Origin of the sequence: Photobacterium lipolyticum (assembly GCF_003026475.1) — a bacterium.
Taxonomy (GTDB): domain Bacteria; phylum Pseudomonadota; class Gammaproteobacteria; order Enterobacterales; family Vibrionaceae; genus Photobacterium; species Photobacterium lipolyticum.
In genome coordinates this window covers 451806-478782 of record NZ_PYMC01000002.1, presented here as the reverse complement: position 1 = coordinate 478782, position 26977 = coordinate 451806, and the positions used below count along the sequence as shown (strand labels likewise).

At 44.5% G+C, this 26977-nt stretch carries 16 protein-coding genes; 10 read left to right on the top strand and 6 right to left on the bottom strand.

Annotated features, from left to right (window positions below; all coding sequences use genetic code 11):
- The first annotated feature begins 60 nt into the window (after positions 1-60).
- The 3 genes from C9I89_RS04905 (at position 61) to C9I89_RS04895 (ending at position 5464) form a co-directional block, all read left to right on the top strand.
- The gene (locus tag C9I89_RS04905) at positions 61-1512 is read left to right on the top strand and encodes a bifunctional 2-methylcitrate dehydratase/aconitate hydratase (protein WP_107282221.1); all 1452 of its coding nucleotides are present in this window, start codon (positions 61-63) and stop codon (positions 1510-1512) included.
- 458 nt (positions 1513-1970) lie between these two features.
- Entirely contained in the window at positions 1971-2930 is a 960-nt protein-coding gene (locus C9I89_RS04900; protein WP_107282220.1) for a phosphate/phosphite/phosphonate ABC transporter substrate-binding protein, read from the top strand.
- 14 nt (positions 2931-2944) lie between these two features.
- Positions 2945-5464 carry an EAL domain-containing protein gene (locus C9I89_RS04895; RefSeq protein ID WP_107282219.1) on the top strand — a complete coding sequence of 840 codons (2520 nt, stop codon included), beginning with the start codon at positions 2945-2947 and terminating at the stop codon, positions 5462-5464.
- A gap of 55 nt (positions 5465-5519) precedes the next feature.
- On the opposite strand, the gene C9I89_RS04890 is transcribed toward C9I89_RS04895, so the two are convergent.
- Positions 5520-6119 (bottom strand): TetR/AcrR family transcriptional regulator, encoded by a 600-nt coding sequence (locus C9I89_RS04890; protein ID WP_107282218.1) that lies wholly within the window; start codon positions 6117-6119, stop codon positions 5520-5522.
- A gap of 229 nt (positions 6120-6348) precedes the next feature.
- On the opposite strand from C9I89_RS04890, the gene C9I89_RS04885 reads away from it, so the two are divergent.
- The 7 genes from C9I89_RS04885 (at position 6349) to C9I89_RS04855 (ending at position 14833) form a co-directional block, all read left to right on the top strand.
- A complete protein-coding gene (locus C9I89_RS04885) occupies positions 6349-7398 on the top strand; it encodes an HlyD family secretion protein (protein ID WP_107282217.1) in 1050 nt (349 codons plus the stop codon).
- Positions 7398-8927: an MFS transporter gene (locus C9I89_RS04880; protein ID WP_211315206.1), complete on the top strand. Its 1530-nt coding sequence runs from the start codon at positions 7398-7400 to the stop codon at positions 8925-8927. The genes C9I89_RS04885 and C9I89_RS04880 overlap by 1 nt, the downstream gene beginning before the upstream one ends.
- Positions 8928-9151: 224 nt before the next feature.
- Positions 9152-10438: an L-cysteine desulfidase family protein gene (locus C9I89_RS04875; protein WP_107282215.1), complete on the top strand. Its 1287-nt coding sequence runs from the start codon at positions 9152-9154 to the stop codon at positions 10436-10438.
- 88 nt (positions 10439-10526) lie between these two features.
- Entirely contained in the window at positions 10527-10904 is a 378-nt protein-coding gene (locus tag C9I89_RS04870) for a RidA family protein (protein ID WP_107282214.1), read from the top strand.
- Between the two features lie 583 nt (positions 10905-11487).
- Entirely contained in the window at positions 11488-12819 is a 1332-nt protein-coding gene (locus C9I89_RS04865; RefSeq protein WP_107282213.1) for an APC family permease, read from the top strand.
- Positions 12820-12873: 54 nt separating this feature from the next.
- Positions 12874-14037 carry a M20 metallopeptidase family protein gene (locus C9I89_RS04860; RefSeq protein ID WP_107282212.1) on the top strand — a complete coding sequence of 388 codons (1164 nt, stop codon included), beginning with the start codon at positions 12874-12876 and terminating at the stop codon, positions 14035-14037.
- Positions 14038-14047: 10 nt separating this feature from the next.
- Positions 14048-14833: a phytochelatin synthase family protein gene (locus C9I89_RS04855; RefSeq protein ID WP_107282211.1), complete on the top strand. Its 786-nt coding sequence runs from the start codon at positions 14048-14050 to the stop codon at positions 14831-14833.
- Positions 14834-14904: 71 nt separating this feature from the next.
- Here C9I89_RS04855 and C9I89_RS04850 read toward each other — a convergent pair whose 3' ends face one another.
- The 5 genes from C9I89_RS04850 to C9I89_RS04825 all read right to left on the bottom strand — a co-directional run bounded on the left by C9I89_RS04850 (position 14905) and on the right by C9I89_RS04825 (position 26831).
- On the bottom strand, positions 14905-16737 hold the full coding sequence (locus tag C9I89_RS04850; RefSeq protein ID WP_107282210.1) for an ABC transporter ATP-binding protein: 1833 nt from the start codon (positions 16735-16737) through the stop codon (positions 14905-14907).
- Positions 16738-17098: 361 nt separating this feature from the next.
- Positions 17099-18076 carry an AraC family transcriptional regulator gene (locus C9I89_RS04840; RefSeq protein WP_170107617.1) on the bottom strand — a complete coding sequence of 326 codons (978 nt, stop codon included), beginning with the start codon at positions 18074-18076 and terminating at the stop codon, positions 17099-17101.
- Between the two features lie 286 nt (positions 18077-18362).
- Positions 18363-19418, bottom strand: a complete 1056-nt coding sequence (locus C9I89_RS04835) for a S1 family peptidase (RefSeq protein ID WP_170107616.1) — start codon at positions 19416-19418, stop codon at positions 18363-18365.
- A 261-nt stretch (positions 19419-19679) separates the two neighbouring features.
- Complete coding sequence (locus C9I89_RS04830; RefSeq protein WP_107282206.1) at positions 19680-21083, bottom strand: hypothetical protein; 1404 nt, start codon at positions 21081-21083, stop codon at positions 19680-19682.
- 579 nt (positions 21084-21662) lie between these two features.
- The gene (locus C9I89_RS04825) at positions 21663-26831 is read right to left on the bottom strand and encodes a hypothetical protein (RefSeq protein ID WP_107282205.1); all 5169 of its coding nucleotides are present in this window, start codon (positions 26829-26831) and stop codon (positions 21663-21665) included.
- Positions 26832-26977 lie beyond the last annotated feature (146 nt).

Genomic DNA, 26977 nt, shown 5'->3' with positions numbered 1-26977 from the left:
AGAATATATCCGGCTAACGACCAGATAATACCAATCGGGATAAAGAATAGGGAAGAAACCATGAGCATAAATGTCGAAATGAATGAACGTCCGGCACCTGATGAACTGTTAGTGCAAATAGCTGATTATGTTGCTAATACAGAAATTAATTCGCCAGAAGTGTACGACACCGCCCGTAATTGTTTAATCGATACCCTAGGCTGCGGCTTGTTAGCGCTGCGTTTTCCTGAGTGTACCAAGCACCTCGGGCCGATTGTGCCGGGAACGACTGTACGTCACGGGGCCCGCGTTCCGGGAACTTCCCATGAACTCGATCCGGTCATGGCCGCTTTCAACATCGGCTGCATTATTCGCTGGCTTGATTTCAACGATACCTGGCTGGCAGCCGAGTGGGGTCACCCCTCTGACAACCTCGGAGGTATTCTGGCAACCGCCGATTACCTGAGCCGGGTTGCCGTCTCTCAAGGTAAAGCGGCGCTCACCATGCGTGATGTACTGACGGCAATGATCAAGGCTCATGAAATCCAGGGCGTGCTGGCGCTGGAAAACAGCTATAACCGCGTAGGACTCGACCATGTGTTGCTGGTACGCGTTGCCTCAACGGCAGTAGTGACGAAAATGCTGGGTGGCAGCAAAGAGCAGATCATCGACGCAGTGTCTCAGGCATGGGTCGACGGCTGCTCATTGCGGACCTATCGCCATGCACCGAATGCCGGCTCCCGTAAATCTTGGGCGGCAGGCGATGCCACTTCCCGTGCGGTTCGCCTGGCAATGATGACCATGAAAGGGGAGATGGGGCTGCCATCAGTACTGACTGCGCCTCAATGGGGGTATTATGATGTGCTGTTCAAAGGCGAGCAGTTTAAAGTCAACCAGCCGTTTGGCAGTTATGTCATGGACAATGTCTTGTTCAAGATTTCATTCCCGGCGGAGTTCCATGCGCAGACCGCAGTTGAATGCGCGGTCCAGCTGCATGAACAAGTCAAAGATCGCATTGATGACATTGATCACATTGAAGTGACGACACATGAGTCGGCCATTCGGATCATTTCAAAATCAGGGGATCTGGCCAACCCGGCCGATCGCGATCACTGCCTGCAGTACATGATTGCGGTCCCGCTGCTGCATGGCGATTTAATTGCTGAGCATTATGAAGATGATTTCCACCGTGGTGACGCGCGTATTGATGTGCTGCGCAACAAAATGGACATTAAAGAAGACCTGCGTTACAGCGCGGAATATCTGGAATCCGATAAGCGCTCCATTGCCAATGCCATTCAGGTGTTTTTCAGTGATGGTACCGCAACTGAAAAAGTTGCGGTGGAATACCCGATTGGTCACCGTCGCCGCCGTGAAGAAGGGATCCCGGTGCTGGAACGCAAATTCAAGCGAAACCTGCAGACCCGTTTCCCGGAGCCAACCTGCCAGAAAATCTTCGATTTGTGTTGTGATCAGGCCAAACTTGAAGCCACGCCGGTTGATGAATTTATGGCACTGTTTGTCATTAACTAACCTAAGGCGGTATAACCTCGTTTAATCGGGGTTATTTTCTGACTTGCGAAATATCGTCAAAAATACCATCAATTAACAAAAATGTAGTGAAAACATCCTGCTAAACGACTCATTATTATAAATAACGATGGGTTATAAGAGACGCGGCTTATTGCTGCAACCTTGTATATTCAGGCGTCAATGTTCTTAGACATTAATGATAAAAGGCTCATCAATGAGTCTATGTGTGAGTATGAGGTTTTAGTCGTTATATTTAATTTATATTATCCCAAATCAGAATGTTGGAACTAGTATATAAATGAGGTACGGCAATGTTAATCGTAAACGGAACACTGTTGAGCTGTCTAACAATATGAACATTTATCGCCGTAGGTCTTGTAACTCGGGGTTTCAATTGGGCTGGAACCACTACTTATTTTTTTTGGTAATTGGCTAAACCTCAATAAAAGGATACTGAAATGGAAATCGGTTTGCTTCGTTGTTTTTTTCGTACTCTGCCTATTGTTATTACGATGTGCTTAATTGCTACTGTTATGCCTGCACAGGCTGATTCAGAGGTCAATCAAACAGATTCGGTGGAGCCTGCGAAGGGCTATGTCCTGAAGCTGGGGCGCATCTCGGTCAACCCGCGGAAGGACTACCCCAAATACAAGACCCTCGGAGATTTTTTGGTAAAACGCCTCAAAGAGGCGGGTGTCTCTGATTGGGAGGTGGTTTTTGCGACAAGTCAGCAGCAGATGAGTGAGTATGTGCGTGACGGCAAAGTGGATATTGTACCTGCCGCTGTGTATACCGCCATTGTGCTCAAAGAACAAGCGGGCGCTGAGTTGTTATTCAAGGAGTGGCGTAATGGTATGAAAAGTTACCAGACTCTCTTTGTAACCAGTAAAGCCAGTGATATAAATGCGCTTTCCGATCTGCTCGGACATACAATCGCTTTCGAAACCCCGCACTCAACCCCCTCGTATTTTATTCCGCGGATGATACTTGAATCTCAGGGGTTACCTTTGGTTGAGATAGACAGCAGAGAAGTCATCCCGGAACAAACCCATATTGGCTACCTTTTTGCGAAGAAAGAAGTCAATGTTGCCCAGTGGGTTTCCTCTGAATGGGTGCAGGCTGGAACAATCAGCAGCCGCGACTGGAATGATCCTAAATATATCCCTGAGGGACTAAAGCAAAAACTCCGTGTTTTTCACCGTACTGAACCGTTTCCCCGAGCGGTTTGGGCTGTCAGGAGTGATTTGTCAGAGCCGCTCAAAGTTGCAATTCAAAAAATATTACTAGCTGTTGCCAATGCTCCCGAAGACGTTAAGGAACTAAAGCACTACCGAGGTGTTACCGGATATGAGTTACTCAAAGAGGGTGAATTAACCTTGTTTCATGAGCAACTGAAAAAGCATGACTTACCACTATAGTTAAGAGAGCTACTATGCGTATTCGCTATCAGTACTTTATTGTTATCAGTCTGTTGCTTTTGTTTGTGTTCGGCGTGGTATCTGTGGTTCTTAGTCACAAGGCAGATAAGGGCATTAACAATATGAGGCTGGAGAGTGAGCGTGTATTAAGCTTGGCTATTATCGAGCAGTACGAACAACGTGGTTATCAACTTGCAGCAATGAGTGCTGGCGCTCTTACTAACCCGCTAATATTGCAAGATGTCGACGCGATTGGTGAGCTAATTCATGCGCTGTATGCTGAGTATGATATTTCGCAGATTTATGTTTATGATAAAGCTGGTTCCGTTTTGAACGATGGTACATCGGAGATGAAACTGAGCGGAAGTAACATTCTGGAGTTGCATTCTGACCTAAAGGCCATACCTGATAAGCTGGTTGTTCATCATGAGGGCGACTCAATACACTTTTTTGCCCCGATCCAGGTATTTGACGAGACCATCGGAGGTATTTATATCTCCCTGCTCCTTACATCGTTGACCACTCAGCTTGATAATCTTCAAGCGACACTTATTACTAACGGGCAAATTATTCGCAGCGAAACTCAGCAGTCACTGTTAATAATGGGTGTTATTTTTATTGTTCTTTCTTTGTTCGCTTCTCTGTTTTTATCCCGGCGTCTGAGTGCCCCGATTGTAAACTTGACTGAACAGCTGGTTCGTGTCGGTCGTGGAGACTATGAAGCGAAGATTGACATCACTCGCAGCGACGAAATAGGAGATCTGGCGGCGGCTTATCGCACCATGGTCGATGATCTGAGAAAGACTCTTATTACCCGGGATCAGTTGGATCAAGTTCTGCAAAGTATGCAAGATGCAGTTATGGTCACGACCGCATCAGGAAAAATCAGGATGATGAATCCGGCGGTTACCGCTCTGCTTGATGTGACGGAATCGGAACTTCTTGAACTTAAACCATTGGAATTTCTTGATTTAAATGATAGTGAAAGAGCCGTCCTTACTCAGACTATAGAGCGTGATGGTGCAGTTATGAGTCAGTTAGGTTTGGTTCTGAGAGGAAATAACGGGCATAAACATGTATTATTTTCTGTAACCCAATTAGGTGATGCTAATGGGTTTCGAGGTGAAACGCTTTATGTTTTTCATGATATTACTGAATTAAAGAAGGCTGAATCAGAGATCCGCCGACTGGCTGAAACCGATAGCCTTACCGGTTTATCAAATCGCTACCATTTTAAGAGCCTGGCAGAGCAAGCACTGCAACAAGCCCAGCTCGATCAGTCTTTAGCCGCAGTATTTTTTCTCGATCTGGATAACTTTAAACGCATCAATGATACATTGGGACACGGCGTTGGTGATCTGTTGCTAAAAGCCGTTGGTCAACGCCTGAGCGGCACTTTGCGCTTGTCTAATATAGGTGGCCGCTCGTCACCAGAAGATTTGATCACGGCTCGGCTGGGCGGAGATGAATTTACTATTCTTCTTCCCCACTTATGTCACTCTGATATTCCTTCACTTGTTGCCAAACGACTGTTAAAGGCCCTGGCAGAGCCTTTCCAGCTGACGGGTTATAGCATTTCTATTACCTGCAGTATCGGTATATCGCTCTTTCCCAATAACGGTACTGATGTAGAAAGCCTGTTTAAGTATGCTGATACAGCGTTGTACAAAGCTAAACACAATGGTAAAGGGTGCTATCAATTTTATAATGCTTCAATGGGTATAGGCGATCTCAATCACCTGGCCATAGAACAGTCATTACACAGTGCACTGGCTAATGGTGAATTCCAACTGGTTTATCAACCTCAGCTTAGTCTGAGTACGAATACGATAGTCGGGTCCGAAGCCCTGCTGCGTTGGTATCACCCCGTTATGGGAAGCATACCGCCTGATACATTTATTCCCATCGCTGAGCAGGCTGGGTTGATTATTCCCATCGGTGAATGGGTGCTTAGAACTGCCTGTAAGCAGGCTAAAAAGTGGCAGAAATTGGGCTATCCAGCAATGCGCATAGCCGTCAACCTCTCAACCCGGCAATTTGAGCAAACTAATTTAGCCAGCATGACCGCTGATATTTTGCAGGAAACAGGCTTGGATCCTCATTATCTGGAATTGGAAATCACAGAAAGTATGTTGATGCGTAATGTTGAACATGCGATTGAGTGTATGGAAGAAATAAAAGATATGGGAATAGACTTAGCCATTGATGATTTTGGTACGGGCTATTCCAGTCTGAGTTATCTCAAACGTTTTCCCATTGACCGACTTAAAATTGACCGCGCTTTCGTCAGTGATATCCCCCAGAATGGTGATGATACCGCCATTGTGTTAGCCATTATTGCTATGGCTCACAGCCTAGGGCTTAAGGTTATCGCGGAAGGTGTCGAGACTAAATCGCAGATGGAGTATTTAGCCGATAAATGTTGCGATGAGTTACAAGGTTTTTATTTTAGCCCTCCTTTATTACCTGAAGAGTTTACAAAGTTGCTGAAGAAGCAAAACTTTGTTCTGCCATCGCTTGACCAGGCAGACTAATTATTTGTCTGATTGATTCAGATTATTGGTCCGTCTGGTCAGCCCCATTCTGTGCCTATGTGGCATAACCATATAAGAAACACTTCACGGTTTGAGCTGCATATTGCTTCATTTCCTGTTCTGTCGGGATATCCATCCCTACCAGCGCTTCCTGAAAATAGTCACCTCTCAGCATGCTCAGTAACTGAGTACAAGCAAATTTAGGATCATCTAACTTGAGTTCTTCTCGCTTAACCTGACTTAGCAGAAAGTCAATGAGCAGGTGGTGAATACGGTGCGGGCCGCGGGATAAGAAAAGCTCGGCCAGCTCTTTATCATGGCGTGATTCGGACGATATAACTCGGTACATATTAAGTAACTCTGGCGAACAAAGTGCCTTGATGTACTCATAGCCAAATTGAGTCAGTTGCTCGGCCAGCGGGATATCGCTGTCAGGTTCAAACTGAAACACTGCTTCCATTTCTTCGGTGCATTGGGTAATGACTTCGACCAAAATTCCCTTTTTGTCACCAAAATAACGGTAGAGGGTTTGTTTTGAGCCTCCGCACTGTTCAATTATTTGATCCATACTGGTTTCAGTATAGCCTTGCTCCAAAAATAGCTTAGTTGCTACTTCAATGATTTTCTGTTGTTTTTTCAGGGTTGATGGACGCATTTCAATACCTCATTATCTGGATACATTAGACCAGTTCTCTCCATTCCATGCAATTTATGACCTAAAATTTCTATACCCAAGTAACTTCTCATTCGCAATATTTTTTCATGTTTCGTTATTTTGGATTGGTGTTTTCACAACCACGCATCAAATATTACTTGGACATGTTATATCAAATAAGTTATCGTACTGTCCGGTACAGTACGATAAGTGGATGGGAAGGTATAATATGAAAACAAAAATTAAAGCGAGTGTGGTTGCTCTGGCCTTGGCTGTTTCGGGCTGCGCAATCTACAGTACCTTTGCGCCTAAAGCCGACCAGGTGAAAACCGAAAACGCTTATGTGCACGGCGAGATCACCCAAATCAGTGCTGAAGCCTCAGGGCGTGTTACTCAAATATATGTTACTGATAATCAACGGGTAGAAGCCGGGGAACTGCTGGCAACCATTGATGACCGTGATTACGTTGCTCGCCGAGATCAGGCGCAAGCCGCTCTGGCAATGGCTGAAGCGACATTAGAGAACAATTTGGCGCGAATTGATTTACAGCAGGTAAAGATCAAAGAAACGGCCGCATATCTCAATGTCGCAATAGCTGAAAATGGGCTCCAGCAAAGAGAGTTGGTACGCTATTCCAAATTGGTTAAAAATGGCGCGATCAGCAAGACCCAACACGATTTGCAAAAAACCAAAGCAATAGAATCCAGTGCCAACCTGGAGGCAACACAACTCAAGCTGGCGGCAGCTAAGCAACAGCTTAAAACCTTACATACTGAGCGCTCACAGCTACTGGCGCAACAACAGCAGGCTAAGGCTGGGTTGGAGCTGAGTGAACTGGCACTGGAAGATACTCAAATACTTGCGCCAATCAGCGGGGTCGTGGGCAACCGCTCCCTTCAGGTGGGCAAGTTTGTCAAAGCCGGTTCAGGTATTCTTGCTATCGTACCAGTCGATGATCTGTGGCTGGAAGCCAACTACAAAGAGACTCAGCTGACCAATGTAAAGCCCGGGCAGAAAGTCGATGTGGTATTAGATATGTTCCCTGACACGCAGATCAAAGGTACAGTGAGCAGTATCTCACCGTCTACCGGTACCCAATTCAGCTTGCTTCCAGCGGATAACTCGACGGGTAATTTCGTCAAAGTGGTTCAGCGCGTGCCGGTAAAGATTCAGTTGGAGATCCCCGCAGCTCTCAAAGGCAGTGTTGTACCGGGCTTGTCCGCCGAGGTTATTGTTCTTACCAATAGTGCCGTAAGCACTGGTAATACAGGGGTGTAATGATGATCCGGCGCAATGAACTTATCCTGCTTCTATCGCTGGCAATGATCCCGTTAGGCATCACGTCAGCCATCTATAACGCAAGCGCTGCTGAGATGGCCGGAGCCCTCGGCTTATCGGCAGATGACGGATCTTGGTTCAACATCTTATATATCCTGGCCCAATTGGCCATGCTGCCTTTTGCTTCCTGGCTGACGTACCGTTTTGGTGCTATTCGCTTATTCGGAGCAGGCGTTGCTATTGGTTTAACCAGCGCCGTAATCAGTGGTTTCACAACGGTGGCACCAGCCCAATATCTGGCATGGTTCGGCCACGGCATTGCTGCTAGTGCCATTCTTGTCGCGGCACAGGTCTTGGTATTGAGAAATTTAACGGTCAGAGAGATTGCCTATGCCGAGGGTTGTATGCTGCTCATGACCACCCTCTTGCCTATGGGGGTATACCCGTGGATATTGGCCGAGCTGGCTGAAGGTAACCTTTGGCAGTTTTCTTTTGCTGTTCAGGTTATTTTCTATATCGTATTGGTCGGTTGGCTTTGGTTACGTCCTTTCCCTTGTGAAGATGAGAAACAGCCTGTTACGTTCAACCTGACTCAGGCTGGATTAATGACCGCTGCCATCTTGGGTGTGGTATTTGTGCTGATGCGAGGCCAGTTCTACAACTGGTTTGACAGCCCTGTCATTATTGATATGGTCATGATAGCTGCGGCTTTGATCCTGCTTTGTGTCTTTGCGATCAGAAAAAATAGGGGAAGCGGCGAGTACCTTCGCTCTGATGTACTGGCTTCAGATAAGAACAAAGTCTCGATGTACAATGCTGCGTTAGCCGGGTTTGCCGTGTCGGGTACTTCTATGTTGATTGCCAGTTACCTTGCGGGCGTGTTGCGCTACAGCCATAGCGAGCTGGGTTGGATCCAGGTTCCCGCTTTCGGCATGATGTTATTGGGGCTGGTGGTCAGTATCTGGATCAGCAACCATCCGCGGTTAAAATCAGATGCGGTGATCCCTGCCGGGGTACTGATGATCCTGATTTCCAGCGCATTTCTTTCCACCAGTAATGCCTCAAGCGGTGAAAGCGACATGTGGCTGGCCCTGTTATTACGTGGTTTTGGTGTCGGCGTTCTGAATGTTACCGCGACCATCTCTATTCTTTCCAGCTTTGATAAAAAGCATATCCCCCAAGGGGTAAGCTACTTTTATCTGTTCCGGACACTTGGCGGTCTTGCGGGGATAGCTCTGTTCTCCCGTTTAATGAGCAAGGAAGCCTCTGGCGTGGTAAGTGTGCTGGGTGAAAACTTCAATGAAACCAATAATGCCTTTATTCACTATCAGAATACGATGGTTCAGGTTTTGCAAAAAGGTATGCTGGAAGCGACCCCGGCCCGGGTTGCAGCACTGTTGAGTGGGCAATTGAAAACCCAGACGGCCGCTATCGCCGGGGTAAATAACTTCCAGTGGTTTGTTATTTCGGTATGTGTGCTTGCCCCTATATTGATAGTTGGTAAAAAGTGGGCGGGGCGGAAGGCATAAACTGTGATCTCTATAACAAACCATCTTTCAGTTCCCTAATATGGAGAAAATTATTCCATATAAGGTTGGATTACTAGCAAAAAAAGCGAAAAAATTCCTTAGAAGACACCGTATATTAATGCCATAGCAAGTTAAGGGGTGGCCCTTTGCAAAAATACATTTCAAGCAACCGTTGATGGTGGTTAGTGAATCATCTCTGCATTGCGTGCATTAAGGTGATAAAAATGAAAACGCATCTATGGAATAGTTTCATTAATGTGGTTAAGCGAGAAGTTGTTCCGGCTTTGGGATGTACCGAGCCGGTTTCAGTCGCGTTAGCCGCAGCGATTGCGCGAGACAAGCTAAATGGTAAGCCCGAAAAAATTACGGCGTTAGTTTCCCCTAACCTGATGAAAAACGGCATGGGCGTCGGCGTGCCCGGTACCGGAATGGTGGGGTTGCCTATTGCGGCTGCGGTTGGTGCGCTGGCTGGTGACGCAAAAGCAAAACTGGAAGTGCTTAAACATATTACGCCTGAAGATGTGGCAGAGGCGAAGGCACTGATTGATGCTGATTGCGTCTCTGTTGGCGTCGCTGGTGTCAGCAATATTCTGTATGCAAAAGTGACGGTAAATAGCGGTGCTGAATTTGTCTCGGTCACTATTGCCGACAGCCATACTCATGTTGTGGCCATTGAAGAAAATGGCATTACAACGTATATCGCGGCGCCTGCGACAACAGATGCAAACAGTAAGTCTGATAACCCGTTTACAGAAGCCACGGCGGAAGATATCTATGATTTTGCACTGCACGCGCCGTTAGAAGATATCCGTTTTATTGAACAATCCTATGCGCTAAATGATGCATTATCGGCTGAGGGGTTAACAGGTAAATATGGCTTACAAATCGGTGCAACGTTCCAGCGTAATGTTGACCGGGGGGTATTATCTGGTGGATTGCTAACCGATGTGCTTCGCCGTACTTCGGCAGCGTCCGATGCTCGCATGGATGGTGCAATGAAACCGGCGATGAGTAATTCAGGTTCTGGTAACCAGGGCATTGCGGCGACGATGCCGGTGGTCGTTGTGGCAGATTTCCTGAACGTCGATAAAGAAAAAACGATCCGCGCATTAATGCTATCCCATTTAATGGCTATTTATATTAAAAGCCATCAAAACAAACTTTCAGCACTATGCGGTGCGACCACTGCATCGATGGGAGCGGTGGCTGGGATGACCTGGTTGCTTGGTGGTGATTTTGACAAAATCAGTAATGCTATTTGCAGCATGATTGGCGATATTGCCGGCATTATCTGTGATGGAGCCAAAGCCAGTTGTGCAATGAAAGTTTCGTCTTCGGCCGGTGCTGCCGTAAAAGCCGCATTGATGGCGCTCGATGGTATCCGAGTGACGGGTAATGAAGGGATAGTGGCGGATGATGTTGATACCTCGATTCGTAATCTTTCCGCGTTAGCCAACGGATCAATGACTCAAACTGACGTACAGATTTTAGATATCATGGTGCGTAAATAGATGTCATATATACCCAACTGCATTAAGGTGGTTGGGGTATAAAGCATCTTTCTCGATAACATAATTTTTAAATAACAAGTAGGGCATTATGGTAGAAACAATTAATACAGACACTGCACCAGCAGCCGTTGGTCCGTATGTACAAGCAAAGAAATTCGGTAATATGCTATACACCTCTGGTCAGCTACCGTTGAATCCAGAAACCGGAAAAATGCCGGAAGATGTCGCAGAGCAGGCAAAGCAATCACTGGCTAACGTAGAAGCGATTGTTAATGCTGCAGGTCTGACAAAAGCTGATATTGTGAAGGCAACAGTGTTTGTTAAAGATCTCAATGATTTTGGCACCGTAAACGAAGTTTATGCGGCATTTTTTGGTGAAAACTGTCCGGCACGCAGCTGTGTTGAGGTTGCGCGACTTCCTCTGGATGCCAAAGTAGAAATTGAAGTGATTGCAGTTACTCAGTAACCGTTTTCGCTTTATCTGATAAGCCCGCATTTGCGGGTTTTTTTATTTTTTAAAATAGGTACTCCGTTATATCGAGAATATCGTATCAACCCTCCCTTATACTCACCATGCAGCATATTCATTCCAACTTTCACTAGTGCTCAAATATTAGGCAAAGATTATATCTTTAATGATCGGCTTTAAATTAAATAATAAATTTGTGATATATCTCTTACTATTTACTTCGTTTGTCATCTTAGATGTTACGATTTATTTTTTGTTTTTTGAATTAGATCATACAATTGTAAGTGATTGATTGATCCAAACATAACCGAAATCAAAGTAAAGAAATTATTCTATGCCCAAGTGGTTTTTGTGGGAAATAATTCTATTTATTGTGGTTTTTCGAGTAAATTTGCAATTTTTTTTCTCTTCTAAAGGTGTATGCTTCAGCTCAATTAAAAAAGAATACTTGGAAATAGTCTTAATCAACTAATGTCATCGGCATTATAAATAAGATGATATGGCTTCGTGCACGATTAGATTATAGATATCCGGAATATTTGAACACATAAGAAATAATTAACTTTTTAAGGTTGTACTCATGACGGAAAAACAAAAAAAATTCGGCTTATGGTCGATAGTCTTGCTAGGCTTTAACTCTATTATTGGTTCGGGGATATTTCTTTTACCTGCGTCGCTTTATAAATTTGCTGGTGACTGGTCTGTCGCAATGGTGTTTATTACTGGCGCATTAGTAGCAAGTATCGCTTTATGCTTTGCTGAAGCAGCTGGTTATTTCAGTAAAAATGGCGCGGCATATGTCTATACCAAAGAAGCCTTTGGTAAGTTTGCCGGATTTGAAGTTGGTTTTCTGAAATGGTTTATGCAGTGTATTGCATGGGCGGTTATGGCTGTAGCATTTAAGAATATCCTATCGAATACATTCGGATTTGCTGATGACGCGATCCTTTGTAACGCTATTGTGATTGGTATCATTGTGGTTCTTACTGGTATCAACCTTCTTGGTGTCGATGCCGCGAAAATGGTAAACAACGTATCAACGATAGCTAAGATGCTGCCATTGGTATTCTTAATTGTCGTAGGTATTTGGCATATTACGCCATCAAACATCATTCCGAACTCAGCAATTAACCCGACGTACACATTAAACTCTGAAACCATCATCTCTGCGTTGATCTTGGCATTTTACTCATTCACTGGCTTTGAGACATTCGGTACTGCTGCTGAAGATATGGAAGATCCTAAGAAAAACTTGCCGCGTGCTATTTGTATCTCACTTGGCATCGTGATGATGTTCTACGCATTAGTTATGGCAGTGACTGTCGGTGTACTTGGTGAGTCTGTTGCTACTTCAGGTACTCCACTGGCTGATGCTGCTCGCGTAGTGTCTGGCGATTTCGGTTACTGGTTAATTACTATTGGTTCAATTGTTTCAATTGGTGGTATTAACGTAGCAGCTTCGTTCCATATTCCACGTGCGTTACTGCCTTTGGCTGATGACAAAATGATTCCAGAGTTCTTTGGTAAAAAGAACGGTAACGGTATTCCAACAGTTGCGATTATTGCTTCTTGTGTCGTAACGGTGCCTATCGCGCTAAGCGGTTCATTCGCACAACTTGCTATGTTGTCTGTGGTAGCGCGATTTGTTCAGTACATTCCTACTTGCCTAAGTGTCTTAGTATTCCGCAAGCGTTTTGCCAATGACGAAGCGGCAAAATCATCATTTAAAGCGCCATTTGGTCCGGTTCTTCCTGTGTTAGCTGTCATCATCTGTCTGTATCTATTAGCAGATCAACCACCAATGAAAATTGCTGTTGGATTGGGCTTCATGGCATTAATTTCTCCGCTTTACTTTATTGCGCGAAAGCGTGCAGCTGTGCAACAAATGCAGCCTGCATCCGAAAAAGCCTAATCTACTCGTAAACTTAAGCCAGAACTTTTGGTTCTGGCTGCTATCCGGACAAATATGATGAATACGATTGAAATAGTTAATGAATGGCATCAGGAAATTACTGAATGGCGTCATAAACTACACAGCTTTCCTGAAGTAGGATTTGAGCTTCACAAAACATCACAATATGTGGCGAACAAGCTGGAATTCTGGGGCCTGAGAGTTGACCGCAATTTTGGCCAGACCGGAGTGGTCGGAATTCTGGACGGAGAATTGGGAGAAGGCCGTACGATTGCCTACCGGGCGGATATGGATGCCCTGCCAATGCAGGATTGCACCGGAAAGCCTTATGCTTCACAAAATCCTGGTCATGCGCATGCGTGTGGCCATGATGGCCACATGGCTATGCTGCTGGCAACAGCCCGCTACCTATCTGAAAATCGTCGTTTCCGAGGCAGGGTTATCTTCTTGTTTCAGCCTGCTGAAGAAATTGGCGCTGGTGCGAAGGCGATGATGGATGACGGTCTGTTTGAAAAGTACCCGTTTGATGAAGTGTACGGTTTTCATAACATGCCAAGATTGCCGGAAAATACCATCTCGTTGCGCTACGGCCCAATTACCGGCGCAGGTGAAAAATTCAGCCTGACGGTGAAAGGGTGCAGCGGACATTCGAGTGTGCCGCATAAGTGTGTTAACCCAATAACTATCTCAGCAAAAATCATCACTGCATGGCAGTCAATCGTATCTGAGTGCGTACCTTGTTCTCAAATGGGGGTTCTTGCGGTAACCAAGATCCGAAGCGGGGAAGTGTTTAACTCTATTCCTGAGTTCGCAGAGGCTGGCGGTACCATCCGTTTCTATGAGAGCGAAGTCGGCGACACCCTGCGCAGTAAGATGAAACAAGTTGCCTCTTCAATTGCAGAGGCCTATAACGCCGAAGCTAACGTGGCGTTTGAAGTTCTCTGTCCGGCGACAGTGAATACTAGTGAGCAGGTCGACTGTGTGATCAACGTAGCTAAATCGACGGTTGGAACAGAAAACCTTAACACCAGTGTGGAGCCCAGTCCGGGTGGCGAAGATATGGCATTTTTTAAAAAGGACGACAGCGTTGGCGCCTGTTTTTTCATGATTGGAACGAAAGGCACCAATCTGCATACCTGTGATTTTGATTTTGATGACAGCATTATTCCACTGGGTGTAACGATGCTATGTCGAATTGCTGAACAACGATTAATATAAAAGGTTAAATATGAATACTATTTTGAAAACATCGGTTCTTTCTATAATGCTGGCAGTGTTGCCGAGTGCCGCTGCAGTCGCTGATGTGCTGGACTGGTCAAGTAATGAGGGTATTACCCGTCTTGAGCAGTCTCACTATAAAAACGACTTTTTCAAACTGGCTAACTTTTATGAAGCGCAGGACAACAAAGTTTATTGTGGTGTGGCATCTACAAGCATCGTTCTGAATGCGCTCCGGGTAAGACAAAATGTCACTGATATTCCTTTGGATGAGTCAGGTATTAAACCGGAAGATCGCGCCTATTTCCCGCAGGGTGACTGGACGCCATTCTATGAGCAATATACACAAAACACAGTGTTAGCAAACAGTGCTAAAACCCGATTGCAGATCATGGGCCAGCCGCTTACTGCTGGGGCCGGACCTGATTATGGTTTACAGTTGGATCAGATGACTGATCTGCTTCAATCGAATAAGTTAACTGTTAAAACGGTCTACGTTGATAACCTGGATCATCAGGCTGAGATGAAAGCTGAATTGATCAAAGCAATGGAAACTAAGAATCAATACGTGGTAATTAACTACTCCCGAGCACCGCTTAACCAGCCAGGCTCCGGCCATTATTCACCGGTTGGTGCTTATCATAAAGCATCGGATTCATTTCTGATCATGGACGTATCAAATACTAAGGCGAACTGGGTATGGGTGCAGAGTGACCAGTTGTTTGAAGCCATGGCAACTAAAGATACCAAGCGTAATCGCGGCTATTTACTGGTTAGTGAAGGGTTAAAGAGCTAGTCGATAATCCTTAATGCAGGGGGGATATGCCCCCCTGCCTGATCCTTTAGTTTGTTTATGAGTTGATTGAATCAAACGCCACTGCCAATGAAACCGCCTGTCTGATGTGCCCAGAGCTGAGCGTAGATGCCATTCTTGTTGATCAATTCCTGATGCGTTCCCTGTTCGACAATCTCCCCTTTATCGAGAACAATCAGGCGATCCATGGCGGCAATGGTTGATAACCGGTGAGCAATCGCAATAACCGTTTTTCCAACCATTAACTCGTAAAGGCTTTCTTGAATGGCGGCTTCCACTTCTGAATCCAGTGCTGAGGTTGCCTCATCCAATAGTAAAATAGGGGCATTCTTTAGCAATACCCGCGAAATAGCGATACGCTGGCGCTGACCACCGGAGAGTTTGACGCCGCGCTCGCCAACTTGGGCATCGTAGCCGGTGTTGCCATAAGGGTCGGACAGCGTGGTGATAAACTCATGAGCATGCGCCTGTCGAGTGGCAGCCAGTAATTGTTCTTCGCTGGCATCAGGATTGCCATACAAGATGTTTTCACGGATTGAACGGTGGAGCAGTGAGGTGTCTTGGGTTACCATTCCAATCTGCCCGCGCAGCGAATCCTGAGTCACATCAGCAATGTTTTGATCATCAATACTGATAGTCCCTGATTCCACATCGTGGAAGCGCATTAACAGGTTAACCATTGTTGATTTACCTGCCCCCGAGCGTCCTACCAGCCCTACTTTTTCACCCGGCTTGATATTCAGGTTCAGCTTTTCGATGACGCCGCTCTTTTCGCCATAGTGGAAGCTGACGTTATCAAATTGTATTCCGCCAGATTTTACTGTCAGTGCCGGGGCATTGGGTTTGTCCACAATATCGACAGGTTTTGACAGGGTACGCATACCATCAATAACCGTACCGATATTTTCAAACAGACCGCCGATTTCCCACATGATCCATTTCGACATCCCGTTGATACGCAATGCCAGGCTGACAGCGACCGCAATCGCACCGATGGTGATGGCGGAACCGGTCCAGAGCCAGATAGAAAGAGCAGCAATAGCAAAGACCAACGCGTAGTTGATGATTTCTACACTGATATTAATCCCCGTTACCAGACGCATCTGGCGGTGAACAGTATCAAGAAAGCCGGTCATGCCTTGCTCTGCATATTCAGTTTCCCGGTCAGTGTGAGAGAACAGTTTGACGGTCGCGATATTGGTATAACTGTCGACAATACGGCCCGTCATCAGTGAACGGGCATCGGCCTGCTCGGTCGAAACGGCTTTCAGCTTGGGAACGAATAACAACTGAATGCCAATATAAGCCGCTAACCAGACCAGCATTGGCAACATTAAGCGAAAATCAGCTTGCGCAATCATGACAAGCATCGAGGTGAAGTAGACCATAATGTAGACCAGCACATCCAATAGTTTCATCACTGTTTCACGAACAGATAATGAAGTCTGCATCACTTTGGTGGCAATGCGGCCGGCAAAGTCGTTCTGGTAAAAAGAGACACTCTGTTTAAGCAGGTAACGGTGTGCCAGCCAACGGATTGACATCGGATAGTTACCCAGCAAGGTCTGGTGCATCAGTAATGAGTGCAGCAACACCAGCAAAGGAACGACAATTAAGACGATAAGCCCCATGACCATCAATTTGCCGCCTTCTTCGGCAAGGAATGTGTCGGGGTTATGGCTGGTCAGCCAGTCGACAAGTTGTCCCATGAAGCCGAAAAGCGAGACTTCAATGATCGCTATCAGCGCACTGAGCAGTGACATCGCAAGCAATGGCAGCTCAAATCCGCGGGTATAATGACGACAGAAAGCAAACAGACCTTCGGGCGGCTGTTCGGGCTCTTGAGCGGGAAAAGCTGAGGTCAGTTTTTCGAAAAATTTCAACATAAATGGACGTTTCCAGTTAGGGCGTATTATATCAATCAGAGAATGATACTGATTGCTATTGTGTCCAAACTGATTTGTTTATGAGCTGTTGGGCGTCAGTCTGGATTTTCGATAGGGTGTTTTACCCAAGCCACCACAATGAATTCTCGCTGCACTCTGCATATTTAGGTCGCTTTGGGTATATACCAATCGGTATTAAGGTGATTATCTATTGTGCACAATGGAAGGTAAAGGTTTACAGAATAAGAGAGTGGTTCTTATTTTATCCGGGTCGAAATTTTGAAAAAATTTTATCATTTCAGTTGCATTGGCTCATCAGTACCGAAGTACTATCGCAGCTTACGCTGACTGACGAGGGTCTTTAAGATCGCCGAAATGAAGACGGTGATAAACCCGTGTGTCTCTTGAAAGCACGCGTGAAATTTGAAGGGTCACTGTAACCAAGCCTTTGCGCAATATGAATTATGCTAATCTCTTCATTTAGTAGCGTTATAGCATGGGCTGTTTTTTGCTGCGCTATAATATTCTTAAAAGTGGTGCCATGAAATTTAAGTATTCGTTGAATGCTCCGTTTTGAGCAGCCGAAAATATCAGACAAAAAGAATAAGTCAAGATCTTCATGTTCAATGAAAGTATTTATGGCAACCCTGAGCCTATCGAGAGAGCTATAATCTAATGGGGATGTTAACTGGCCGATTGATACGCTTTCAGCGATCTTATCAAGACTAGTTTTAATCGGTATACGTCCATATTTTACATTAGTAAAAACTTTTCCTGATCTAGTCATTGTTATGATGTCATGTGGTGGCGCCAGGCGGGAAGCCAAATACAGGGCTTCAGGTTTCCAATCGTCACCGAGAAAGCGTCGAAGCACATTAATTATTGTTAATGTTCTATGATATTCCCCTTGAGACAAACCTTGAATTTTAAGAGGGGCGGTTCTTTGATGACAGATATAAAAAGTATCTTTTTCGTGTTCTAACCATATGTTGAGATGAGAGCCCAGAAGACTTTGGTTAGATGATACGAAAAAGAATATATCAAACAAGCTCACTGATTTTAGTATACTTTCTTTAATAACTGGAGGGAGATCTAAATAGTCCTCTGAAACTGTAGCTATTATACCAATATTTTCAGTATTGATCGCATTTGATATTTCATTGATTATATTGTATATGTGGAAAGTCGGAATATAGCAATTGCCATTAATATGATGAGGGGTGAGACTGAAGTTACTTAATAACTCTGTTTGACTAAAATCTGAATTACTATAGCAATTCAGAAACGGTAATAATGCCAAGGAGTTGCTCAACGGTAATTCTGAAAGTGTCCCGGACATTATTGTGCATCTCATTTGTGTAGATTTGAATTTTAGCCGACGTGAATTAAAAGTCAAGAATGCCGAGGAAATATTTATTATGCATATATTGGCATTCTTGTTGTAAGTGCCTCTCTACTTAGGATTTACTTTATTCTCGGAGTGAGTAATATTAGGCCAACTTTAAGGTACAAAATGAAAGTCTGTGGTTTGAGCTACCAATAAACTTCTCAAATCATCACTAAAAGCTGGTCTAATCATTGACTGTAGATTACACGAATAAGAAATAAGTCTGCTATATGGCACTCTATAACTTGTATTGTCGTTCGGCCTGAGTGAAGTTCATGCCTGTACATTTGAATAATAATAACCCGCAGAGAAACAATAAGTATCCCATTGAAGTACTCCCACCAGAGCGTTTAGGGGGCGTCGTCAGAGGTTTCAGAGGTACGTTTATCGCCTCTACCGTTGGTGCGCCGGAGTAGTCTGCCTCAAAAGGGTCATAATTAAATGTTGATACCGGGATGCTATCCAGGGATTTGTTCATCGTTTTTTCGATCCAGTCTCTGTAGATAGAAACTTTTGCGTAAACATTAGGAATTTCATTGGCACCACAATAATAGCCATAGCTGGTAATGCCAACCAGCCTTAAGCCCTTGTCTTTGTCTTTTTTATGGTTTGGATTCTGCCATACTAAGGGGCCACCTGAATCACCACGACAGGTATCTGTTGCTAGTTTAGGATCGGGAGAAGTGGCACAGATGGCATTTTTTAAAAAATTCCCCCGGTAACTAGTCTCAAAAAATTCGTTTCGTATAGATGAACACTGATCGGAGGGTACACCGCTAAGAAGGGTATGGCGAAGGTGAGGATCATAGCCATCTTGCTCCTTAAGTGGGAGAATATCGCCCCATCCGGAAGCGAGAAGATTGCTATTCCTGACTTGATGTTCTACCCATTCATTTTCAAACTGTTTATCCATTATGATTTGTTCCTCTTTGGATAACAGCTTTAGAGATGTGTTAGCATCAAATTTATAGTGATCGTCATACTCCGCAGTAGCTAGCTTTATTAAAGCAATGTCATTAACAAGGGTATCATTATCATATTCAGGGTGAAGATAGAATTGTTCCACCCGATGCGCTGTGATGTTTTTATCATTTAAATCGATAAGATTAGCAGAAATATCTATGCTATCGGCATCACGAAGTGTGCCATCCTTCGACATGATACAATGTGCGGCAGTTAGAACCCATTTGGTATCAATGATAGTACCGCCACAGTGGGCATAATTGACTGCAACATGCCAGGGAAGCTGTTGCGATTCGGTTGGGATACCATTAATAATTTTGGGTTTGCTCATGATTGGCGAAGCCAGAGCACATCTAGATAACAATAAAATCATGATAAAGTGTATGTATTTTCTAAACATGAGTCGATGACCTTATATCATTTTAGATTTTTTATGAAAAGAGAATAACTGAGGTTTTTTCATTTAATAGGGTTTGTTTTTTATTTCTATTAGATATTGATGCTTATAACTTTTAGAGGCTTTTTCATGAAATTACCTCCTCAGATTAAGCCCGAGAACAACGCCTCGGGCTTAAACATCATTAATTGGCTTTTAGTTGTGAGAGGACGGTTTGATCACGGTAATATTCTCTCCCGTGTTGCCAACAATTTTCTTCTTATCACTATCAATTAGGTAGAATGATTTATTCTCGTAGTTTAGTACTCTATCAGATGTCTCAATGACGACTTTGTCATTGATCAAATGTACATTATTTAGATAATGGGCGAAGTCAGGAATATTTGTAGTATTTAATGGGCTGGTTTCTTTTCCTGAAACAAGATTGAATCCGCTGTTTGATACATTATTCGCGGCAATAAACTGACCAGTTTGTTGGTTTATATAAATGTTGCTATCAATGCTCTTCGTTATTACTGGGTAAAAGTCCATTGAATACTTCATTGAGATATACCAAGCTGTATTGGCAAAATCGGTTACTATTACCCATTTTCCTTCATCCCATAAGTATAAGTTAGAGTCATTACCGTAATTTTCAGAAACAAGCTTGAAAGGTATACCATAGTGACTGCTATTATCTAAACCTGACCATATGCCATAGCTCAATGTGGTTTTTTCAACATCATTCAGGTTGGTTTCAAGGTTTTGTAGTGCTGAAATAGATGCGGTTTTGACTCGCTGTTTTAGTGCAATATCATAAACAGAGACCGAGCCACCACGTGGTTTTGAAACAATGTATTTGTCACTGTAGAATTGCCACTCTTCTCCCGTTGTATCTGGAAGCGCAACATATTGCCCGGTAATGTTGTCAAATGTCTTAACCTCGCCATTTTTATTAACAATAAACTCATGTTCGGCATAGTTTAGCTCAGAGGATAAATATGGCTTAAGCAATAATTTTGCGTCTTTGACTGTGGTTTGAGCACCGGTATTTAATAATCGATTAACTGTTGATAATTTGAAAAAATCTGTTGGTTTAAATACACTTTCATCTTTACTTAGATCCACTAACTTTTCGTTAGAGTTTCCGATAATGTACTTGCTGGTGTAAGAAAAATCACTATATATACAGACCTGCTTACCAAAAGCGGTATTAACAAAGGTTTTTGGTAACGATGTAAAGCTGACTAAACGTCGACTGTCATCTATAGGCTCTACATTGAAACTAGCGCCATTCAGGTTAACACTTCTATTATCAAGGGATAATGGGTTAGCTTTGCAGCCACCTTTAGCGATTGTATTTGTTGGGATCTTGAAGTCAATCGTGTTGTTGTTCTTATCGTAGAATTTTTCAAGCTCGCTAGAATAGCCCTCTGTCTTATATGATGTCGTATATTCAATATTTGAATTGAGGAATGCTTCAACAATATTTTCCATATCATATGATACCGCCTGACTATCGTCAGTGATGACATTTGATCCACCACCACCACCACCACCGCAACCAATAAGAGCCGAAGAAATTAAAGCGGACAATATACAAGTTTTAAAATTTTTCACTTCTGTTAAACCTTCTATTATTTTTAGAATGACGTCTTAAATCATTAGTGGCAGTCTTGTTTGAGATCAAATTTGTAAACGAGCAGCGCTGATTGCAAACCGAGCGCGCATATAACTCAAACAATACACTTTTAATTAACATTATTTGTGGGCAATAATGCCAGCCTAATATTTGTTGTGATTGCGTTACGCGCGATATATTCATTTTATAGATAAAACCATTAATATCCTGTCATTTCGCGCCACATTTACACCTATTGAACGCTGTTGTTTTTTATTTTCCATTAAAGATATTGCCGTTGTTTTAGTGATACTGCATGCGCAATGTTCAAGATTCGCGCTTACCATAATTTAATTATAGATATGAATAATGTGGGGATCCGAGGCCGGGTGGGATGAGTTAATAGCTCGAGTGCTCAATTAGGATCAGAGGTGCGGATAGCTCGTTATGGCTAACATAATATCAGTGGAAATCTGGATATTATGTTAGCAATCAATCTAATTTTCTATTTAGAGTTCTGTTTAAAAAAATACCGCTTCATGTGAAGCGGTATTTAAGGAGGCTAATAGCTATTTTGGTTAATCAGAAAGTGTCATTACTAAACCCAAGATTTCACCTTCTTCGGCGGCGGGTATTGGATCCCACTCTGTAAGGTCTTGCCAAAAACTTTTAACAGATAAGCTGTCGTTAGCATCATCATGCTGCAATAAAGTCCACATATCTTTATTCGCATCATACTTTGGATGGGTAATATCTAATGACAGAACACCATCATTATTGAGCGTCCAGTTAAATGGGAAATCGCCATCTTCATCATCGATAAATGCGCCATAACCACCATTGTCAAAACGAATGTTCTCATCTTCCATGAAGGCTCGTGTACCATTTATCGTTTTGATTTCACCGATAATCCAAGTCGCAGAAGAACCTCCATTGGTTAAAATATCCGAAGTAAACGGTAGCGGTGAACTGGTACAGTTAGCAACCGCAGCATCGTATTCTGTTGATGTCGAGTATGGTGGGGCGGGCTGTTCTTTGACATCATCCCACGCTGAGTCACCCGTATAACAGGCATTAATACTTGATCTGTAACTGATGTCGGTCATGACTCTAGTTTCTGACTCTTGGGTGTCAGTCCAGTAGTAGGCGTAAGTCAGCTCATCACCATTTTGAGAAAGCAGCACCATTTGATCGAGGTTAACCGAACCATCGGCAGATTTTTGCTGGATGACGGTAAATCCGTCAATCGTATCTACTGTCCAGGTTCTAGTACTCAGAGCGCCATTTTTATCATAAGTAAGTGTGCCATCGGCATGATAGTAGTAAGTTCTATCTTCTCCTTCACTGTTGACTTTGTGCGTTACAGTGTCCTTCATACTCTCAGCGGTGACAGTCGGTAACGTAATGCCTGAGCATTGCTGATACGCATTAACCTGCTCTAGGAATCGGTCTCGATCCCACGCCTGTGCCGAATGATCAAAGCTACAGCTAATGGTAGCCTGGCTCAGTACGTCGTTCTTGGCGGTTTGCGTGTAGAGGGTGAAGCCATCATCATCGACAGTACCCGCAGGTTCGAACTCGCCATTACGTACTGTGCCTTCATAAACACTGAGGATTCTGTGTTGTTCCTCTGCTTCACCTGGCCAAACGCCGGGCGACGTTGCGTTAAATTGATTGATCATTTCCGCCGTAATGCTGTACGCGATAATTTCGGCAGGAAGCCCATCATCTCGTTCCCATGCTCCTTGACCAATCTTAGTTGCCGTGTCGGTAGTCCAGTCAAAGGTATAGAAGTTAGCTACGCCTCCTTCAACAAATTCAACCGAAATTTCATAGGCTACGCTTGTCGCTATCATGGTATCGGCAGGTGCCGTGTCCCCAACAGACGTATGGCTTACCAGATCGTCCAATGAGGTGGCATTAGCCCCGTCAGTATCATGACCCGCATCGTTTCTCATTACCCAGGCGTTGCTGTCCCACAAGTAGTACATCTTAGTATCAGCAATCAGTTTAAGTTCGGCAAGTTTTGAGCCGGGGGCAAACGTCGCATTTGTATCGTCAAACTTTTCCCAGTCAGGTGTCGATGTTGCGATGACTTTACCTTCCAGATCAACAATGCTGCCGGATAATGTATATGAATAGGTTGAGTCAGTTCCGGGATAGGCTTTTAGCTCTCCACCAGCCATATCAATGGTGTAACCTTCAGGCACTGCCCAGCCTGAGCTGGTTAGCTCGACATCCATATCGTAATTTAAAGGAAGCGTGGTCAATGACCTATCTGGTTGAACTCGGCCTACCGCCGTCATCGAGGCTCGATCCTCAGAGACGGTAATGGTTTCAACAAACAGTTGATTGAAGTCATTCTTCCACAGCGAGTAGACCGTACCTGAATCTTTCAAGAACTGAATGATATCAGCCGTGTTATTCGGTAATACCGGTTCATCGGTGGTAAATTCCTGACCGATAATCTCAGTGTAATGTACATCTTTGTCATCCCAGATATAGAAGCCCAATACACTGTATTTATTGCCTTCTGTGGCAATCAGCGCAAAGTACTCATTATCTCCGCCATTATTGATAGCAATAATGCTGTCATTGTTTACCGACCAGGTAAAACCGGCGTTATCCCCGTCTGATTCGGTGTACGTGCCGTTACCATCGCTGTTGAACTGGTAACTATTGTACGAGGTATCACTTTCTTTATTGTATAGGGTTACTCCATCAAGCATTGCGCTATCAATACTGGTGTATCCACAATTACCGGCAGCAGGAACAAAGTCAGTATAGGTATCTGTACTGTTGGCAACCTCACCGGTGTTTTCAGATTCACAAACCGCGTAGGCTGGCGTCGCGTTTATTTCGTCCAAACGAGCCTGAGCTGCAGTTTGGTCAAGGAATAGCTGCCCAATATCCGTTGTCCAGCTAAAGCTATCAGACGTTAAATCCATAGCATATGTGTTGAGGAACTGGCGATAATAGGCATTAAACCAAGGCCAGGTGTTTTGTTCGTCAATTGGTGCTGCAACAATGAGATCCACACTGGAACTGAATATATACCAGTCCTGTTTGATACCGTTATCAGTCAGGGTCATAGGGACGATGGCTGGATTACCATCTGTCAGACGTTCATCCTTGGTGACGGCATACCACTGAACCGCATTGCCAGCGTCATCATATTGGAACGATCCATTTGGCAGTACTGCTGCGTAACGGCTCAGGCCTGCGATCACTGAATTATCTATATCTGCAACGTTAGTTCCGCCAGAACGCGCATTGTCTATTTGACTCGCAAGGTCGTTAATCGCCTGACTGCCCCACTCGTCAAATGAGTAGCTAATCCACAGGCCATTAGACTGTTTCAAATTCACCCGATACGCTTGTCCGGTATCAAGGGTAGCCGCAGTAAAGTCATATCCATCGAGAGGATAGTGAGTCCAGTTTACCGCTTCATTAGATTCACTATCGCTGACATCACGTCTGGTCGATGACCATTCATGGAATAACAAACCACTCGGGTTTTCAGCTGTGACTAATTTGATATTGGCTTCTACTTCATTGGCGTCTTTTGCTTGATCAAGAATATAACGCTTACCTGAATCTGATATTTCGCCCTGCGCATCCACAGACAGCGAGTATTCATACCAGTATTGCGTCAGGCTATCCCAGTTATCTGGTGTGAAGTTATAGTCTGCATATTCCTCAGTCATACCGTCTTGAGGGTTAGCCCAAACCGGTCCGTTTTTGGTTACGGTATAAGCCGCATCAGCAAGCGCGGTGAAGCTATCTCTCTCGTTGACGGTACCGTTTCCGGCCCAATCTCTTTCAATCGTGAGTGAGATCAACCGTCCGTTCTCTTTCTTGCGCTCACTTGACGATGCATAGTTCGTTACATGAGTTGACGTATCAGCAAGTACGAAACCAGACACATCGTATTGATCATAAGAGATATTGGCTGTGACTATTCCGTTTGACGTTGACCAGTTAGTGGTATGTTCTTGAATGGTATCAATGCCGGTTAAATCTGTTGGCAGAACGCGCGCTGAGAAATCAAGATCATCAAATGTTCTTCCCCCGCCATTATTCACACCTTCAGCAGAACCATCGGTTTCATCAATATAGCGCCAGTACGTTTCACCAGTTGAGGTTCTGTTACCAACATCCAGAAGCTTGCCTTCAAACTTCGTAGTACCATCTTGGTTATAGTCGTAACGATAGGAAGAGATACGAGAAAAGTTACCATCGGTGGCAAGTAGTTCGACTTCAGTAAACGTACCATAAGCCACGCCACTTTCAGTGGAATAGGTAGTTTCCGTTGTGGTTTGTAAATCACCGTTAATGAGGTTTGCTACTGTTGTTTTAACATCGACATCAACGATAACAACACCATTAGCCAGTTCATCGATAAATGGAGAAGTATAACTGTCTGTTGTTACGCTATCTGCGACGCTTTTGGTTGGATCATCAGGGTAGGCATCCGCATTGTCACCAACATTGTCACCATCTCGGTCTGAGCTTTCTGAATTATCTAGAGGGAACTTATCCTCTGCATCTGCTACACCGTCGTTATCATCATCGGTGTCGGCATTGTTCCCCGTTTTGTCTCCGTCGGTATCTAGCCATTCGGTTTTATCAAGCGGGAAGGCGTCATCAACATCTAGGTAGTCATCGTTATCATCATCGGTGTCGGCATTGTTGCCTATCTTGTCGTCATCGGTGTCTAACCATTCGGTCTTATCAAGCGGGAAGGCGTCACCAGCATCGAGGTAGCCATCGTTATCATCGTCGGTGTCGGCATTGTTCCCCGTTTTGTCACCGTCGGTGTCGAGCCACTCGGTTTTATCAAGCGGGAAGGCGTCATCAACATCTAGGTAGTCATCGTTATCATCATCGGTGTCGGCATTGTTACCGATTGTATCGCCGTCGGTATCGAGCCATTCCTTACTGTCGTCGGGGAAGGCATCTTTGGCGTCGATGATGCCGTCGTTATCCCCATCTTTGTTCTCAACGACAACAGCCTCACCGTCCACACCTTTGATTATGCGTGTGTCTTCGGTCAGGGTTTTAATATCTTTGGTGTGTGGGGCCAGATCATTGGTCAGGGCTTGATCATTTTCACTGAGTGTTTTTAGCTCTTCCGGAGTTTCCGGCAGCACTTCCAGTTCGACCAGGGCGTTGGCTTTGGCGGCGGTATCACCTTTGTCTTTTTCAATATAGTCGCCCAGAATGTCTTCTTCTGGTATTCCCAGATCAGTTGAGACAGCGCTTACCGCCTCTGCTTCAGATAAACCTTGAGTACTTTCCATCTTGATATGGACAAGGGTAGAAAGCGGGGTTACGGTAACTTGGCCTGCCGGGGCGGATAATACGAAATCTGCGGTTAGTGGAACACCGTCAGTGTTTTTTTCCGTAATGGTATCCTCATCGATGGTTGTACCTGCAATCGCCTGCACGACGACCGGATATTGTTCCGGATTCGGTGTGTTTGATACATCGAGGATGGCCAGACCGCCTTTAACAGATTTAACAGAAGGTTCGCCTTCATCTAATTTGAAGTTTTGCTCAATACTATCGAGCCAGACAGTAGCACCGCGGAGGTAGCCATCGACAGCTCGAACCGAATAGGTTGTACTTGGGCTTAGGGGTGACGGAGTATCAGGGGTTACTGATACTGAACTGCTGTCATCGTTACAACCTGTGATAGGTATTGTCACCAAGCCCATCGCAATGATGAGGGGTTTGATTTTCATGATAATTCCTTTAAACACTTTTATTGGGCGTAAGTCGCCGGCAAGATAATCAGGCAGATCTTGCTGGCGAAAAAAATGGATTTACTATGTTAATAGCCGATAAAAGGGAGGGTGTTGAGTCCCCATATGGGGACAATTTGGAAACG

Coding starts and splice junctions, on each gene's coding strand:
- C9I89_RS04855 (WP_107282211.1), top strand. CDS start 14,048: ATGAATACTATTTTGAAAACATCGGTTCTTTCTATAATGCTGGCAGTG.
- C9I89_RS04900 (WP_107282220.1), top strand. CDS start 1,971: ATGGAAATCGGTTTGCTTCGTTGTTTTTTTCGTACTCTGCCTATTGTT.
- C9I89_RS04875 (WP_107282215.1), top strand. CDS start 9,152: ATGAAAACGCATCTATGGAATAGTTTCATTAATGTGGTTAAGCGAGAA.
- C9I89_RS04860 (WP_107282212.1), top strand. CDS start 12,874: ATGATGAATACGATTGAAATAGTTAATGAATGGCATCAGGAAATTACT.
- C9I89_RS04885 (WP_107282217.1), top strand. CDS start 6,349: ATGAAAACAAAAATTAAAGCGAGTGTGGTTGCTCTGGCCTTGGCTGTT.
- C9I89_RS04870 (WP_107282214.1), top strand. CDS start 10,527: ATGGTAGAAACAATTAATACAGACACTGCACCAGCAGCCGTTGGTCCG.
- C9I89_RS04840 (WP_170107617.1), bottom strand. CDS start 18,076: ATGTCCGGGACACTTTCAGAATTACCGTTGAGCAACTCCTTGGCATTA.
- C9I89_RS04825 (WP_107282205.1), bottom strand. CDS start 26,831: ATGAAAATCAAACCCCTCATCATTGCGATGGGCTTGGTGACAATACCT.
- C9I89_RS04895 (WP_107282219.1), top strand. CDS start 2,945: ATGCGTATTCGCTATCAGTACTTTATTGTTATCAGTCTGTTGCTTTTG.
- C9I89_RS04890 (WP_107282218.1), bottom strand. CDS start 6,119: ATGCGTCCATCAACCCTGAAAAAACAACAGAAAATCATTGAAGTAGCA.
- C9I89_RS04905 (WP_107282221.1), top strand. CDS start 61: ATGAGCATAAATGTCGAAATGAATGAACGTCCGGCACCTGATGAACTG.
- C9I89_RS04880 (WP_211315206.1), top strand. CDS start 7,398: ATGATGATCCGGCGCAATGAACTTATCCTGCTTCTATCGCTGGCAATG.
- C9I89_RS04850 (WP_107282210.1), bottom strand. CDS start 16,737: ATGTTGAAATTTTTCGAAAAACTGACCTCAGCTTTTCCCGCTCAAGAG.
- C9I89_RS04865 (WP_107282213.1), top strand. CDS start 11,488: ATGACGGAAAAACAAAAAAAATTCGGCTTATGGTCGATAGTCTTGCTA.
- C9I89_RS04835 (WP_170107616.1), bottom strand. CDS start 19,418: ATGAGCAAACCCAAAATTATTAATGGTATCCCAACCGAATCGCAACAG.